The 14,598-nt window shown below is 39.5% G+C and carries 17 protein-coding genes; 7 read left to right on the top strand and 10 right to left on the bottom strand.

The features are described from left to right. Positions 1–20 precede the first annotated feature (20 nt). Entirely contained in the window at positions 21–284 is a 264-nt protein-coding gene (locus tag FZC76_RS16515; RefSeq protein WP_148989271.1) for a DUF1871 family protein, read from the top strand. Positions 285–365: 81 nt separating this feature from the next. Here the strand turns inward: FZC76_RS16515 and FZC76_RS16520 are convergent, their stop codons facing one another. Further along, positions 366–1,205: an alpha/beta fold hydrolase gene (locus FZC76_RS16520; protein ID WP_148989272.1), complete on the bottom strand. Its 840-nt coding sequence runs from the start codon at positions 1,203–1,205 to the stop codon at positions 366–368. Positions 1,206–1,369: 164 nt separating this feature from the next. Here FZC76_RS16520 and FZC76_RS16525 point away from each other — a divergent pair, with 164 nt between their 5' ends. Both FZC76_RS16525 and FZC76_RS16530 read left to right on the top strand, forming a co-directional pair. Next, positions 1,370–1,870: an Lrp/AsnC family transcriptional regulator gene (locus FZC76_RS16525; protein ID WP_148989273.1), complete on the top strand. Its 501-nt coding sequence runs from the start codon at positions 1,370–1,372 to the stop codon at positions 1,868–1,870. Further along, on the top strand, positions 1,867–3,027 hold the full coding sequence (locus FZC76_RS16530; RefSeq protein ID WP_148989274.1) for an aminotransferase: 1,161 nt from the start codon (positions 1,867–1,869) through the stop codon (positions 3,025–3,027). Before FZC76_RS16525 ends, FZC76_RS16530 begins: the two co-directional genes overlap by 4 nt. A 124-nt stretch (positions 3,028–3,151) precedes the next feature. Here FZC76_RS16530 and FZC76_RS16535 read toward each other — a convergent pair whose 3' ends face one another. Next, positions 3,152–3,514, bottom strand: coding sequence for a helix-turn-helix domain-containing protein (locus tag FZC76_RS16535; RefSeq protein ID WP_148989275.1), 363 nt, complete (start codon positions 3,512–3,514; stop codon positions 3,152–3,154). 288 nt (positions 3,515–3,802) lie between these two features. On the opposite strand from FZC76_RS16535, the gene yugI reads away from it, so the two are divergent. Continuing rightward, complete coding sequence (gene yugI, locus FZC76_RS16540; protein ID WP_148989276.1) at positions 3,803–4,210, top strand: S1 domain-containing post-transcriptional regulator GSP13; 408 nt, start codon at positions 3,803–3,805, stop codon at positions 4,208–4,210. 627 nt (positions 4,211–4,837) lie between these two features. Here yugI and FZC76_RS16545 read toward each other — a convergent pair. Then, complete coding sequence (locus FZC76_RS16545; RefSeq protein WP_148989277.1) at positions 4,838–5,071, bottom strand: DUF378 domain-containing protein; 234 nt, start codon at positions 5,069–5,071, stop codon at positions 4,838–4,840. Between the two features lie 183 nt (positions 5,072–5,254). Here FZC76_RS16545 and FZC76_RS16550 point away from each other — a divergent pair, with 183 nt between their 5' ends. Further along, positions 5,255–6,418, top strand: a complete 1,164-nt coding sequence (locus FZC76_RS16550; RefSeq protein ID WP_148989278.1) for an iron-containing alcohol dehydrogenase — start codon at positions 5,255–5,257, stop codon at positions 6,416–6,418. Between the two features lie 41 nt (positions 6,419–6,459). Here the strand turns inward: FZC76_RS16550 and mnhG are convergent, their stop codons facing one another. The 7 genes from mnhG to FZC76_RS16585 are packed head-to-tail and all read right to left on the bottom strand — an operon-like array spanning position 6,460 to position 12,251. Next, positions 6,460–6,852 (bottom strand): monovalent cation/H(+) antiporter subunit G, encoded by a 393-nt coding sequence (gene mnhG, locus FZC76_RS16555; protein ID WP_148989279.1) that lies wholly within the window; start codon positions 6,850–6,852, stop codon positions 6,460–6,462. Next, positions 6,836–7,132, bottom strand: a complete 297-nt coding sequence (locus tag FZC76_RS16560; protein ID WP_148989280.1) for a Na(+)/H(+) antiporter subunit F1 — start codon at positions 7,130–7,132, stop codon at positions 6,836–6,838. The genes mnhG and FZC76_RS16560 overlap by 17 nt, the downstream gene beginning before the upstream one ends. Further along, complete coding sequence (locus FZC76_RS16565) at positions 7,133–7,609, bottom strand: Na+/H+ antiporter subunit E (RefSeq protein ID WP_148989281.1); 477 nt, start codon at positions 7,607–7,609, stop codon at positions 7,133–7,135. It lies immediately after the preceding gene. Between the two features lie 6 nt (positions 7,610–7,615). Continuing rightward, positions 7,616–9,097: a Na+/H+ antiporter subunit D gene (locus tag FZC76_RS16570; protein ID WP_148989282.1), complete on the bottom strand. Its 1,482-nt coding sequence runs from the start codon at positions 9,095–9,097 to the stop codon at positions 7,616–7,618. Next, positions 9,090–9,431: a Na(+)/H(+) antiporter subunit C gene (locus FZC76_RS16575; RefSeq protein WP_060665572.1), complete on the bottom strand. Its 342-nt coding sequence runs from the start codon at positions 9,429–9,431 to the stop codon at positions 9,090–9,092. Before FZC76_RS16575 ends, FZC76_RS16570 begins: the two co-directional genes overlap by 8 nt. Further along, positions 9,431–9,853 carry a Na(+)/H(+) antiporter subunit B gene (locus FZC76_RS16580; protein WP_148989283.1) on the bottom strand — a complete coding sequence of 141 codons (423 nt, stop codon included), beginning with the start codon at positions 9,851–9,853 and terminating at the stop codon, positions 9,431–9,433. Before FZC76_RS16580 ends, FZC76_RS16575 begins: the two co-directional genes overlap by 1 nt. Continuing rightward, on the bottom strand, positions 9,840–12,251 hold the full coding sequence (locus FZC76_RS16585; RefSeq protein WP_148989284.1) for a Na+/H+ antiporter subunit A: 2,412 nt from the start codon (positions 12,249–12,251) through the stop codon (positions 9,840–9,842). Before FZC76_RS16585 ends, FZC76_RS16580 begins: the two co-directional genes overlap by 14 nt. Positions 12,252–12,590: 339 nt before the next feature. Here FZC76_RS16585 and FZC76_RS16590 point away from each other — a divergent pair, with 339 nt between their 5' ends. Both FZC76_RS16590 and FZC76_RS16595 read left to right on the top strand, forming a co-directional pair. Next, positions 12,591–12,839, top strand: coding sequence for a hypothetical protein (locus tag FZC76_RS16590; RefSeq protein WP_148989285.1), 249 nt, complete (start codon positions 12,591–12,593; stop codon positions 12,837–12,839). A gap of 189 nt (positions 12,840–13,028) precedes the next feature. Further along, complete coding sequence (locus FZC76_RS16595) at positions 13,029–14,378, top strand: glucose-6-phosphate isomerase (protein ID WP_148989286.1); 1,350 nt, start codon at positions 13,029–13,031, stop codon at positions 14,376–14,378. Positions 14,379–14,598 lie beyond the last annotated feature (220 nt).

Raw genomic sequence — 14,598 nt, forward strand, 5'->3', positions numbered from 1 at the left:
GAAAGCAAGGTGGAAGTATCATGTTAAAAGCAAGTGTGAATGTTCGATTAATGGAAAACTTATTGCAATGGGATCCACTAGGCTATGGTGTTGATGCCTATGAAACGGAATGTGTGGATGTTGTTCAAGCAGTGCATGAACTTGACGATACAGAAATATTAGCAAAAAAAATCCAAGATATTTATGAATTTTCTTTTGAGGAGTTTATCCCCCTATCCAAATGCAAAGCAAAGGCGCTAGAGCTCATGGTCATAAAAAACGAAGAGGATTCTTGTTCTTTATAATAAGCCTTTGATTCTTAATTGTCATGAAAATAAGCTTCCTCATAAAAAGGAGAAAAGCTGGTGAGAGCTTTTCTCTTTTTATTATGGAGAGGTTTGCAGAAAGTCTAAAATGTTATCATGCACATCTTGCGGCTTTTCCTCTGGAAGTAGGTGACCTGTTTTTTTATAAGTGATTAACCGGGAGTTCGGCAAGTCTTTATGAAGCCTCTTTCCGACCTCAAGAGGAACCACTTTATCCTCTTCCCCCCAAATCAATAGGCTTGGTGTTTCGATCTTTCTTAATATCTCGGCAGCAAGATCGCCTTCCCGATCGCGGATCATTCTCGTTAATGCCACAAAAATTTGGTCATCATAAAAAGGTTCTGTATATCCCGCGATCATCTCGTCATCAATTAATGAATGATCATAAACCACGTTCAATAAATTTTGGATAGGGCCCTGTCTTGCCAGCCAATATTTTAACCATACATAGAAGTATGGAATGCGTGATGAGTAAATGATGGACCTGCGCATTCTTTTTAAATAACCTGAGCTACACAACAGGACCACTTTTTCAACGAGTTCAGGTTTCTGATTACTAATGTTCAAGGATATCTGTCCACCCATTGAATGTCCAATTAAAACAGTGCGTTTGATCCCTAACTTATCAAGAAGGGAGATTACGACTTTTGCCATGTTTTCATAGGAATACACGAATGTTTTGGATTTTCCACTTTTCCCAAATGGCGGTAAATCAATAGCGAGAACCGTGTATTCTTTTGTTAGCAATGGTATTAAGCGGCGAAAGCTGAAAGAAGAAGAAAGAAACCCGTGGATAAGGACAAGTGTTGGTTTATTGGTAAAGGGAGATTTAGAGTCATGGTGAAACTCATAAAACACATTGATCCCCCCAATATTGGTCGTAAATTGATTGGTCTTCATCTCTGTCACTCCTGGTTTGAATTGTTATAGGTATTTTATCCTCTCATTGCTATTTCAAACCTTTGTATTTTCTTGAATATGTTCTGTAAAATAATCGTAATACATTTAGGCGGAATATTTGCTATAATGAGTCAATGTTTATATGAAGGAGATGGCCAAAGCGTATGCAATTAACAGAAAAAGAATTGGATTTGCTTCAAATCATTGAAGAAAACGGAAGGATCAATATAGATGTACTTTCGAAAATGGTGGAACTAACAGAAGAAGAAACAGATAGTATGTTGAAAAGGTTGGAAGAAAAACGAGTCATCGTGGAGTACGGAGCAGTGATTGATTGGCGCAAAGTCGACAATTTTGAAGGCGTGACGGCGATGATTGACGTGAAAGTGACACCAAAGCGTGAGGTCGGTTTCGATGAAATAGCAAAAAATATTTATCGGTTTCCAGAAGTTAAATCAGTTTATTTAATGTCAGGGGCATATGATTTATCAGTCGTAATAGAAGGGAAGTCACTTTCTCAGGTTGCGAATTTTGTTTCTGAAAAACTTTCTACCTTAGATTCGGTTATCTCAACGACTACCCACTTCATCTTAAAAAAATATAAACATGATGGAACGATCTTTGATCAGGGAGAAGATGATCGTCGAATTGTGGTGTCCCCATGAAAACCAGAGTCGCAAAACATGTTCAAAACCTTCAGCCTTCTGGGATTCGTCGATTTTTCGATTTAGCTGCGAATATGGAAGGTGTTATCTCCTTAGGAGTGGGCGAACCAGATTTCGTAACATCGTGGGGAGTGAGGGAAGCCTGCATTGCTTCTTTACATAATGGACATACATCCTATACAGCAAATGCAGGATTGCTGGAATTAAGAAAAGAAATCAGCCGTTATTTAGTCGAGCAATTTGAAGTAGAGTATAGAGCTGAAACGGACGTAATTGTCACAGTGGGAGCAAGTCAGGCGTTGGATCTAGCGATACGCGCAATTGTTGACCCTGGTGATGAAGTGATGGTGATTGAACCGTGTTTCGTTTCCTATGCTCCCCTCATTGAATTGGTTGGTGGCACTGCCGTTAGAGTAGGTGCAGATGCAGAGAAAGGGTTCAGTATTGACTTTCATGAATTAGAACAGTCCATTACAGACAGAACGAAGGCAATACTTCTTTGTTTCCCTAACAACCCGACTGGTACAATGCTTTCAAAAGACGAACTCATGAAAGTAAGTCAACTTGTTGAAAAACATGATTTGCTCGTTATATCAGATGAAATTTATGCCGAGTTAAGCTTTGATGAGAAGTTTACCAGCTTTGCCACTCTTCCCCGAATGAAGGAACGTACCATTTTAATATCAGGTTTCTCCAAAGGCTTTGCAATGACGGGTTGGCGATTAGGTTTTGTAGCGGGTCCCACCGACATTATTGAAGCCATGTTGAAAATTCATCAGTATGCGATGATGTGTGCTTCTACTATGGCACAATATGGCGCCATTGAAGCGTTAAGAAATGGTCGTCAGGATATTGAAGCAATGAAAAAGAGTTATCGTAGACGGCGCAATTATTTTGTGTCTTCTCTAAATGAGATAGGACTCGATTGTCACAATCCTGGGGGTGCATTTTATGCTTTTCCATCTGTCAAGCATACTGGACTTAGCTCACAGGAATTCGCAGAAAGACTGCTGTTAGAGGAAAAAGTGGCAGTGGTACCTGGAAATGTCTTTGGAAAAAGCGGGGAAGGATATGTTAGGTGCTCTTACGCATCGTCTTTGGAACAGCTACAAGAAGCGATTAAAAGGATGGAGCGATTTGTAAAAGAGTATCGCTAGTACAAAAAAAGGGACCAAGTCCAACGTGGACTTGGTCCTAACAAAAGGGGGAATACTAGAAAGCCTTGATGGTATAAGTATTCCCATCTAGATTATTTTTAAAACCTGATTTTTAGAAAATTCTTTATTGAGTGCTATATTTTTTTTCATACAATACTTGCATTACATTTAAGAAGTCTTCATCTGAAAAATCTTTGGCTTTTCTGAGAATTAACTTAGCTCTTTTAACCCCTACCTCTTTAATTAGTTCTTCTAGTTCTGGATCTAGACCTGTTGGATTTTTGGAAGTAAAGGATTCTAGTAGTTCAGAAGCAGGTACATCTAAAACCGTAGAAATTTTTAAGATGGTTTGCATGTCGGGTGTTTGTAAGCCAGCTTCATACTTTTCAATGGTGCCGGTTCCGACACGAATCTTGAGAGCAAGTTCGGCAGCGGACATTTTTGCTCGTTCCCGATAAAAACGGATGTTTTCCCCAATATTTCTCATTCCGATTACCTCCAATGTAAGCAATTTCTTACTTTTATCATACCATGTTTAATCTAGAGAAAGTTTGAACATATTTTTACTCTTTCAACATTAGTTTATAATTATTCTGCGTAATTCATGAACAAAAGGTTATTTTCTACATTCAAAGGATATTAGTGACCAAATGCACAAATAATACTGAGGACTCCAACTATCAAGAAAAGTATTTTTGATTAAGTATCGAATTTGTGGTATAATCTTTTATTGCGTTCAATGTGTATAAAAATTAAATTATTTAGGAGTGTTTTCATGTCTGATAAATTCGAAATTGGAAGTGTATTAACTGGTAAAGTAACAGGTATTCAACCTTACGGAGCGTTCGTTGCGCTTGACGAAGAAACTCAAGGTCTTGTTCATATTTCTGAAATTACGCACGGTTATGTGAAAGATGTAAACGAACATTTGAAAATGGGCGATGAGGTTCAAGTAAAGGTTCTTTCTGTTGACGAAAAGTCTAACAAAATCAGCTTGTCTATCAAAGCTACTCAAGAAGCTCCTGCTGAAGCTCCAGCAGCTGCACCAAAAAAACCTAAGAAGCGTCAAGCTACTGTAGTGAAAAACCACACAGAAGCGGCTCCTGGCGGTTTCAACACATTAAAAGACAAATTAGAAGAGTGGATCGAGCAATCTAACCGTAACGACCTAATCAAGAAGTAATCTTGGTTAAGTGAGAGAGACATCCTGTGAGGGGTGTCTTTTTTTAATGCTGATTAAATGGAGGTAATACGGTTGATTTCCGTTCCAGGCGCTTCGCTTGCCTGCGGGCGGTCCGTGAGCCTCCTCGGCTGCGCCTCCGGGGTCTCACCTGTCCCTTCCTCCCGCGGGCGTCTGCGCGCCTTCCACTCCAATCAACAAAGTGGCTTCATTCAATGAAGGGTATTGGAAAAGAAATCTGACCGAGTTAAATGAAATAGCATTAACATATGATTTAAGGAATTTTTAGCTGTGGATTGGAGCAAATGGTGGAGACTCCAGCGGGGGAGTAACGGTAGCTTGAGACCCCACAGCGCAGCGAGGAGGCTCAAGCACCGTCCCGCGGAAAGCGAAGCCATTTGCGGAAAGTAACAGCGGTGTTTAACCAATCAACTATCGGTTATTTTTGTGATGTCCAATTACTACGATTTCCGAAATATCACAATAACCCATAAAAAAGTCACAATCAAAGCCGAATTAGTTACAATACCCAGCAAATTAGTTACAATCAGCCTCATAAAAGTAACAATCCTCCTTATCTAAGCCACAAAAATGAAAACCGCCACTGCTTAAGAGGCGGTTTTTGTGGGTTTATCGAGTTGGTCTTGGTTCAACTTCACTTTCATGCTGCTCAGATGGCACAAAAAGAAGCCCTAGGTTGATTAGTCCGGCAATTCCAACTAGACCGTATATAATACGGGATAAGGCTGCGCTTTGGCCACCAAAGATTGCTGCTACTAGATCGAATTGGAAGAATCCGATCAATCCCCAGTTAATAGCTCCGACAATAGTCAATACTAGTGCAATACGTTGAATAGTACTCATAACATTCCCTCCTTGAGAATATAAGTGCTTTCCCTCATATATTTTGTAACTGAACGAAAATTATTCATTTATAAAATTTTTTTGTTGTAGCATGATAACAGTGGGCAATCACGGGCTTGAAGCTAAATCATTGCAAGCAATGAAAAAATCATCCATAATCATGACAAAAGGGAGGTAATAGTAATGGAAAATTTTACTTTTTATAATCCGACAAAGCTACTATTTGGGAAAGGGCAACTTGAAACATTGCCGCAAGAAATGGAGGCATACGGCAAGAATGTTCTCCTTGTTTATGGTGGAGGAAGCATTAAAAGAAGCGGGCTTTACGATAATGTGATAAATACGTTACATAAAGCAGGTGCAACAATAACGGAGCTTGCGGGTGTGGAACCTAACCCTAGATTATCCACAGTCAGAAAAGGTATCGAGCTTTGTAAAGAAAATCAAATTGATTTCCTTTTAGCAGTCGGCGGAGGAAGTGTAATTGATTGTACGAAAGCAATCGCTGCAGGTGCCAAGTATGATGGAGATGTGTGGGATATTGTACTTAGAAAACATATTGCTACAGAAGCTCTGCCTTTTGGAACAGTATTGACTCTTGCTGCAACAGGCTCTGAGATGAATGCAGGCTCTGTTATTACAAATTGGGAAACGAATGAGAAATATGGTTGGGGCAGTCCTGTGACATTCCCGAAGTTTTCTATTCTAGACCCAGTTAATACATTTACTGTTCCAAAAGATCACACTGTTTATGGTATTGTTGACATGATGTCACATGTGTTAGAGCAGTATTTTCATCAGACAACCAATACACCACTGCAAGATCGTATGTGTGAGGCGGTTCTAACTACCGTGATGGAAACGGCTCCCAAGCTTTTAGAAGATCTGGAAAGCTATGAACACCGCGAAACGATACTGTTCAATGGAACCATCGCGCTTAATGGTATGCTACAGATGGGCTATCGTGGAGATTGGGCAACTCATGGCATTGAGCATGCTGTTTCTGCCATCTATGATATTCCGCATGCAGGTGGATTGGCGATTCTGTTTCCAAATTGGATGGAGCATGTAATGGATGCAAATCTTGGCCGATTTAAGCAGTTGGCTGTTAGAGTGTTTGGCGTGCAAGACAATGGCTCATCTGACAAGGAAATAGCTTTAGAGGGTATTCGCAGACTACGCGAATTCTGGTCAAGCCTTGGAGCTCCTACAAGATTAGCCGATTATGATATTGATGGTAAGAACATTGACAAAATGGCTGAGCATGTTATGTCACGAGGTGCAGTGGGGAACTTTAAATCACTTTCACATGAAGATGTCACTTCTATCTTGAAAGCATCCCTATAAAAAAACTGGCAGAACCGATACGGTTTTGCCAGTTTTTTTGCTTATGCTTCAGTATGGACTTTTTGTCTTTTTTCTACTTCTTTCTTTGTTTTAGGCCGTTCTTTTGTTTCTAAATCATCCTGAACTGTCTTTTCCCAGAGTGGAACTCTAGTATAATAGGCTGCTCTTGATATGAGATGTCCTGCAACAGGTGCTGTAATAAAAACAAACACTATTCCAAGTACCAAGCGTGCACTGAAATAATTGTCTGCAAACCAGAAATATAGTAAAGCCCCAATTAGAATTAACAAGACACCAAGTGTAGCGCTCTTGGATGCTGCGTGACTGCGTGTATATACATCCGGGAGTCTAATTAAGCCAATGGTCGTTACTAAGCTAAGAAGAGAACCTAGCAGTACGACAAGGCCAATAAATATGTTAATTGTCTCTGTCATACTCAATTATCTCTCCTTTTTGCAGAAATTTAGAAAATGCGACCGTACCTACAAAAGCAATGACCCCGATTAATAGTATGACTTCTAAGAAGGCATCTGTCCTTAACATGATAGACGTAATGGCTGTAATGGCAATCAGATTGATTCCAATAGAATCTAATGCCATTACACGGTCCGGCACGGAAGGACCTTTAATAACCCGATATACAAGTCCTAAAGTTGCGATGGAAAGGATTATTAAGCTGATAGATAGTAATAAGTCAAACGTACTTTCAATCATTTATCGGGTCACCTCCATAATAGCTTTTTCAAAGGTGTTTTTTATCTCTGCTATTGCTTGGTCTACATCTGGAATATTCATTGCATGGATATAAAGAATTTTATTGTCATCAGAAATATCCATTACCAATGTACCTGGAGTTAAAGTAATTAAAAGGGAAAGTAATGTAATTTCCCAATCACTTTTAAGTTCTGTCGGCATGGCAAAAATGCCAGGTTCAATTTTTAGTTTAGGGCGCAGAATATCGCGAATTACTTGTACGTTTGCAAGAACGAGCTCACGTAAAAATAGGAAAAATAGTCTTCCGGCTGCAAGCACCCGTTCAAAATAAAACCGGCCGGGAAGAAACTTTCTCATTAAAAATAAGATAACAAGCCCCCAAAAGTATCCAATGATGAAGTCGGGGAAGGCCCATTGGTTTTTAAGAAACATCCAACTGAATGCAATTACTACATTTATCAAAATTTGAAAAGCCATGAGAAACTACTCCTTTAAAACTGCTTGGATATAGATGGATGGATCCATCAATGTTTCTGCCGCCTCAAAAACGTATGGGTATACGAATTCTGCTCCTAAACCAAGGAAAGCAGAGAGTGCGATTAAAATAACCGAAGGATAAACAAGGCCCTTGGTTGTACCTTTTTCTTCTTTTTGACTTAACACTTCTTCCCTAAAGAAACAATTCATAAATATTTTCATAACGGAATACAACACCAGCAAACTACTGAAAAGCATGACTCCTACGAAAATATAATGTTCCTGTTCTAAACCGCCTTGAGCTAGTAAGATCTTTCCGACGAATCCACTTAGTGGCGGAATGCCGGCAAGTGCTAGGCATGCTGTAAAGAACATCCATCCTAACAGGGGATGACGCTTGATTAAGCCACCCATTTTTTTAATATTATCTGTTCCTGTGATGGTGAACATTGCTCCCGCTAGTAGAAATAGAGCACCTTTAATCACCATATCGTGAACAAGGTAATAAATTCCACCTGCATAACCTGTTTCTGTAGCGATGGAGATCCCATACATGATTACCCCAACCGCTGTTACAATATTGTAAATCAGTATCTTCTTAACGTCCCAGTAGGCGATTGCGCCGATAGCACCGATAAGAATGGTGATGATGGCCAATGCGCCTATAATTTGATGAGTGATTTGTGGTTCGTGATAAAAAATCAATGTGAATATTCTATAGATAGAATACACACCGACTTTTGTTAATAGTGCACCAAAAATGGCAGTAATCGCGTACGGTGGAGCTTGATAGGAACCAGGCAACCAGAAATATAACGGGAAAATCCCACCTTTTAACCCGAATACGATTAAGAAAAGAATGGCCACTATTGTAACAATGTCCGTTTGACCAGATTGAGCGATCTTACTCGAAACATCTGCCATATTCAGCGTACCTACTAATCCGTACAAATACGCTAAAGCTATAACGAATAAAGCTGAGGATATAATGTTAACCAACAGATACTTGATAGACTCTCTTAACTGAATTTTAGTTCCTCCAAGTACAATCAATGCATAGGAGGACATTAGCATTACCTCAAAAAATACGAACAGGTTGAACAGGTCGCCTGTAAGGAATGCTCCCATAACCCCTGTAATTAAGAATTGTGTAAAAGCATAGTAGAAGAAGTTTTCTCTGTCCTTCCCAATGTTACGAAAAGAGAACAGGACACAAGTGAAACTCACAATTACACCAGTTAACACAAGCAGGGCGGCAAACATGTCGGCTACTAACACGATTCCAAAGGGCGGCCTCCAACTTCCTATTTCCAAAGTTTGAATGCCGTTTATATATACATTATGGACAAGAATCATTGATGCAATGGTTGTAGCCGTTAACGAAATGACACTGATCACTTTTTGAAGCTTAATGTTTTTAGGTATAAGCAATAATAGTGTTGCTGTTATTAAAGGGATCAGTATCGGTAATATAACTAAGTTATTCATGATTTTCATTTCCCCTTAATTGATCCATATCATCGGTTTTTAGTTCCTGGTAAGCTCTATAAGCAAGAACTAATAAGAAGGAAGTGACACCAAATGCAATAACGATTGCCGTCAAAATTAGCGCTTGTGGTAACGGATCTGTATAAGCATCTGCTTCTTGGCCAAGTAAAGGTGCAGCCCCTCTTTTTAATCCCCCCATGGTCAATAACAACAAATGGGCTCCGTGGGATAATAGTGCTGTTCCAATAATAATTCTTAAAATACTTCGGGATAACATTAGGTAAGTAGCGGTTGCAATTAGTACACCCGCTACAATTGTCATAATAATCTCCATTATTCACTCTCTCCTATCGTTTGAATAATGGTCATTGCAACACCTACTACTACTAAATAAACACCCAAATCAAATGGTAAAGTAGAAGTTAATGCAGTTTCCCCTAGCAAAGGCAACTCTACATATCCAAAGGTATGTGTTAAAAAAGGTACATCAAAGAAAAGAGCAATGACCCCTGTGATGATGGATATCATCAATCCCGCTGCTGCAATAGAAAGATAGTTGAAAGGGAGTGCATTTTGTACTGTTTTTTTATCAAAAGCTAGTAAAAGCAGCACTAGAGCAGCTGATGTCATCAGCCCTCCAATAAACCCTCCACCCGGAGTGTAATGTCCGGCAAAAAATAGATAGACAGAGAAGATTACGATGATAAACGTTAAAAGGGTAGTAGTGGTTTGTAAAATCAAATCATTTACTTTCACCTTTTACTCCTCCCTTCTTATCTGTCAGTCTTAGCTTTATCATGGCGTAAATACCAAAAGCAGCTATGGTAAGTACTGCAATTTCAAATAAAGTATCAAAGCCACGGAAATCAACCAGTATTACGTTTACCATGTTCTTTCCACCAGCCTCTTTATAGGAAGCCGCCTCAAAATAACTAGAAATGGACTCAAACAGCTTTGAGCTATTAACGGAAAGACCGATAAAGATGACAACAAGACCAACACCTAGAGATATAATGAAATTTGTCACTTTAAAGCGAAGTCTGTCCATTTTCTTTGATAGCTCTGGAAGGTGATAAAAACATAATAAGAACAGTGCTACCGAAACTGTTTCGACAATTAACTGCGTTAATGCCAAATCAGGTGCTCTAAACAAAACGAAAAACAGAGATATGGAATAGCCAACTGCACCGAGCGCAATGATAGCCGCTAGTCTTGATTTAACAAACAGGATGGTAACTGCTGAAATGACCATCACAAGAGCTAAGATCACTTCATAAATTCCAGCAGGGGCTACATTAGTTAGATTCACATTAAATGCATCGGTGGTAAATAGAAGAACTCCCAACAATACAATCATGAAACCGAAAATCATCACAAGGTAGTCACGGATAAAACCGGTCATGTGCGATTTAGTAAATGCTGAAGCACCCCTATCTAATGCTACTAACCCACCGTCATACAATTTGTTAAGTGTAAGTCTCTGTGGAAACCACTCGTAGATTTTCCCCCACTTCGCAACGGTAAGGTAGAGAAGAACCCCTACAAGAATGACTCCGATCGTCATAAACAGTTCTGTATTAAAGCCATGCCAATGATAAATTTTTACTTCCACCGATAAAACATTTGATGGAAGGATGGAATATAATGCAGGTTCGATTACCCCTTTTAGTAACATAGGGAAGAAACCGAAGATAACAACTAAAGAAGCCAAGATGATTGGTGGAATAAGCATGCCAATCGGTGCTTCATGCGGTTTTATGTCTAGCTTTTCAGGCTGGTACTTTCCTGTAAAAGTTTTGAAAACTAAAATCATGCTATAAATAAATGTGAATACACTTGCAATCCAAGCTAGTACCGGAAAAACCAAACCGAGCGTTTCCATATTCCAAGCACTGATTTCCGATGCCTGCAACATGCCTGTAAAGAACATCTCTTTACTCAGAAATCCGTTAAAAGGGGGTAAACCAGCCATAGAGAATGCTCCAATTATAGCCAGGGTAAAAGTAATCGGCATCAGATTCATCAGACCGCCGAGCTTTCTAATATCCCTGGTGCCTGTTTCGTGATCGACAATTCCCACAACCATGAAAAGGCTTCCTTTAAAGGTTGCATGGTTAATTAGGTGGAACACTGCTGCAAGGGTTGCAATTGTATAAGCATTTTCCCCAATGTAGTCATAATATGCTGCTGCACTTCCTACTCCAAGCAAGGACATAATCAATCCTAGCTGACTGACAGTAGAGAATGCCAATATTGATTTTAAATCCGTCTGTTTAACTGCTGAGAATGAACCCCAGAATAATGTGGCTATCCCGAATCCAGATACAAGCCAGAACCATTCTGGTGCACCTGCAAAGACAGGACTCATACGTGCTACAAGATAAATACCTGCCTTAACCATGGTAGCAGAATGAAGATATGCACTGACAGGTGTTGGTGCTTCCATTGCGTCCGGTAACCAAATATGGAATGGAAATTGTGCTGATTTCGTGAAGGCACCAAGCAAGAACAAAAGAAGAGCCGGTACAAATAATTCATGACTAGTGATAAGATCCACATTCGCGATGTTTTCTCGAATGCTGAACGTGCCAGTAATTAAGTATAAGAGGATGATTCCAGCAAGCATTGCTAGTCCACCAAACACTGTGATCAACATCGACTTCTGTGCACCATAGCGAGATTTCTCACGATGGTACCAATAACTGATCAGCAGGAAGGAAGAAATACTAGTCAATTCCCAGAAAGAATACATAACAAGTAGGTTGTCAGAGAGAACAACACCTAGCATCGCACCCATAAACATGAGTAAATAAACATAAAACGTATTTAGCGCTTCTTTTTCTTTGGAAAGATAATAAATTGAATATAAAACGACCATGGCGCCAATACCTGTGATTAACAGAGCAAAAAGCAAACCTAGTCCATCTAAATAAACAATAAAATCTATCCCAATGGAAGGAATCCATTTCATGGTGCTTGTGTACGTTTCCCCGTTCATGGTGGTGCTTAAGAATTGGAGAAAGTAAATGAACAAAACGAGTGGCAAGACGAGTACAAACCACCCAGTATGTATGCTTTTAAAGTACTTATGCGCAAAAGGCACAAGAATCGCCAACAAAAAAGGCGATAGAATCACTAAATGAATCAGTGACAAGACACAAACCTCCTCTGTTTCTTCTATAAATAATAGTATTCCCTTCTAAACATAAGAAAACAACGCCAAATACCATTTTTTCTAAGGTAATGTCACCTTAACGGTTTGGTACCTGCCTTGTTGCATGTAAAAAGGAATAATTATTTGTAAAGAAAAATTACTAAATCAAATTATATACTAAATCATAACCGCTTGCATCCTTACTGTTTGTTAGTATGGACCGATTTTGTCCTGCATATTAAATATGATAGAAACTAGTCAAAACGCCCTTAAAAAAAATTTTTTTTATTGCATAAAATGTCGATATTTTAGCCATCCTAGTCGTAGGTGGTGGTAGATATGGTGAAAAGAAAAGCAGCTGTTGCATTATCCATATTTTCTACTTTATTTGCTGGTGCATGGTGGTTGAGTGTTGAGCAAAAAAGAGATTATGTGGACCATTATTACAATGGGAATTCTTCCATAGTGCTCATTGGGTCTAATCAACAGGAAAGCTCGAATGTCATCCAACCATTTAAACCACGGGAATATATACGCATTGTCGTGGCAAAAAAGGAAAAAGAAGAAGTGGAAGTCGAACCGACTTGATGGTAAAGACAAAGTGAAAATGGAGAGCGGTTATACACTATGTATAGCCGTTTTCTTGTGAGAGTAAGCAAAAGGAAATAATATTTTTTGTTGTATTCGCTTACAGGGCGGAGGAATCCTTGAAATATCGGACAGTATTATGTAAAGTGAAAATTGGCATGCAAATATGTTTTTTGGAGGTTATTATATATGACACATATTCGCTTTGATTATAAAAAGGCGTTATCTTTTTTTGGCGAACATGAAATTACATACTTACGTGATGCGGTAAAGGTTGCCCATCATTCATTACATGAAAAAACAGGAGCGGGAAATGACTACCTAGGTTGGATTGACCTGCCGACAGATTATGACAAAGAAGAGTTCGCACGAATTGTAAAAAGTGCAGAAAAAATCAAAAATGACTCAGACATTTTGTTAGTAGTAGGTATCGGCGGTTCATACCTTGGTGCACGAGCAGCTCTTGAAATGCTAAATCATTCTTTCTATAACGCATTAACAAAGGAGCAACGTAAAACTCCACAGGTTGTGTTTGTCGGGAATAACATTAGTTCTACTTATATGCGAGATCTAATGGACCTGCTAGAAGGAAAAGATTTCTCTATTAATGTGATATCCAAATCTGGTACGACAACTGAACCAGCATTGGCATTCCGTATCTTCCGTAAAATCTTAGAAGAAAAATACGGAAAAGAAGAAGCTCGAAAACGTATCTATGCTACCACAGACAAAGCACGTGGAGCTTTAAAAACACTTGCTACTGAAGAAGGATATGAGTCCTTTATCATTCCAGATGATGTAGGTGGACGCTATTCTGTCCTTACAGCAGTAGGATTATTGCCTATTGCGGTATCAGGAGCAGATATCGAAGCAATGATGAAAGGTGCTGCAGATGCAAGCCGTGACTTCTCGACATCGGAGTTGGATGAAAACCCAGCTTATCAATATGCAGCTGTTCGTAATGTCCTTTACAACAAAGGAAAAACGATTGAAATGCTGATCAACTATGAACCAGGACTTCAATACTTCTCCGAATGGTGGAAGCAATTATTCGGTGAAAGTGAAGGGAAAGACCAAAAGGGAATCTTCCCAGCGTCTGCAAACTTCTCTACAGACCTTCATTCCATGGGACAATATGTTCAAGAAGGACGTCGTGATCTTTTTGAAACAATTATTAAAGTGGACAACCCACGCCATGAGTTGACAGTAGAAGAGGAAGCGGCTGATTTGGATGGGCTGAACTATCTTGCAGGAGAAACAGTGGATTTTGTAAACACAAAAGCTTACGAAGGAACCCTTCTTGCGCACACAGATGGTGGAGTACCGAACCTTGTCGTTAACATTCCTGCAATGGACGCATATACTTTTGGATACCTTGTCTACTTCTTTGAAAAAGCATGCGCTATGAGCGGATACCTTCTTGGAGTAAACCCATTTGACCAACCTGGAGTGGAAGCATACAAAGTAAACATGTTCGCCCTTCTAGGCAAACCTGGTTTCGAAGAAGTAAAAGCAGAACTAGAAAAACGCTTAAAATAAGTTAAAAAGTTTATATGTTAGTTTATGGATACCATAGCTGTGGATTGGAGCAAAAGGCGAAGACTCCTGAGGGAGATAGCGCTAGGTGGAGACCCCGCAGGCGTTAGCCGAGGAGGCTCCAGCAGCGCCCCTAGGAAAGCGAAGCCATTTGCGGAAATCCACAGCGGTGTTTAACCCAACTTTAAAAAGGGATAGTCCCTATGACCATCAGGTTGTAAGG

Origin of the sequence: Sutcliffiella horikoshii (assembly GCF_008180725.1) — a bacterium.
Classification (GTDB): domain Bacteria; phylum Bacillota; class Bacilli; order Bacillales; family Bacillaceae_I; genus Sutcliffiella_A; species Sutcliffiella_A horikoshii_B.

What these genes read in the sequence shown, in the direction of transcription:
- FZC76_RS16515 (WP_148989271.1), top strand. Translation starts at nt 21, where the DNA reads ATGTTAAAAGCAAGTGTGAATGTTCGATTAATGGAAAACTTATTGCAA.
- FZC76_RS16520 (WP_148989272.1), bottom strand. Translation starts at nt 1,205, where the DNA reads ATGAAGACCAATCAATTTACGACCAATATTGGGGGGATCAATGTGTTT.
- FZC76_RS16525 (WP_148989273.1), top strand. Translation starts at nt 1,370, where the DNA reads ATGCAATTAACAGAAAAAGAATTGGATTTGCTTCAAATCATTGAAGAA.
- FZC76_RS16530 (WP_148989274.1), top strand. Translation starts at nt 1,867, where the DNA reads ATGAAAACCAGAGTCGCAAAACATGTTCAAAACCTTCAGCCTTCTGGG.
- FZC76_RS16535 (WP_148989275.1), bottom strand. Translation starts at nt 3,514, where the DNA reads ATGAGAAATATTGGGGAAAACATCCGTTTTTATCGGGAACGAGCAAAA.
- yugI (WP_148989276.1), top strand. Translation starts at nt 3,803, where the DNA reads ATGTCTGATAAATTCGAAATTGGAAGTGTATTAACTGGTAAAGTAACA.
- FZC76_RS16545 (WP_148989277.1), bottom strand. Translation starts at nt 5,071, where the DNA reads ATGAGTACTATTCAACGTATTGCACTAGTATTGACTATTGTCGGAGCT.
- FZC76_RS16550 (WP_148989278.1), top strand. Translation starts at nt 5,255, where the DNA reads ATGGAAAATTTTACTTTTTATAATCCGACAAAGCTACTATTTGGGAAA.
- mnhG (WP_148989279.1), bottom strand. Translation starts at nt 6,852, where the DNA reads ATGACAGAGACAATTAACATATTTATTGGCCTTGTCGTACTGCTAGGT.
- FZC76_RS16560 (WP_148989280.1), bottom strand. Translation starts at nt 7,132, where the DNA reads ATGATTGAAAGTACGTTTGACTTATTACTATCTATCAGCTTAATAATC.
- FZC76_RS16565 (WP_148989281.1), bottom strand. Translation starts at nt 7,609, where the DNA reads ATGGCTTTTCAAATTTTGATAAATGTAGTAATTGCATTCAGTTGGATG.
- FZC76_RS16570 (WP_148989282.1), bottom strand. Translation starts at nt 9,097, where the DNA reads ATGAATAACTTAGTTATATTACCGATACTGATCCCTTTAATAACAGCA.
- FZC76_RS16575 (WP_060665572.1), bottom strand. Translation starts at nt 9,431, where the DNA reads ATGGAGATTATTATGACAATTGTAGCGGGTGTACTAATTGCAACCGCT.
- FZC76_RS16590 (WP_148989285.1), top strand. Translation starts at nt 12,591, where the DNA reads ATGGTGAAAAGAAAAGCAGCTGTTGCATTATCCATATTTTCTACTTTA.
- FZC76_RS16595 (WP_148989286.1), top strand. Translation starts at nt 13,029, where the DNA reads ATGACACATATTCGCTTTGATTATAAAAAGGCGTTATCTTTTTTTGGC.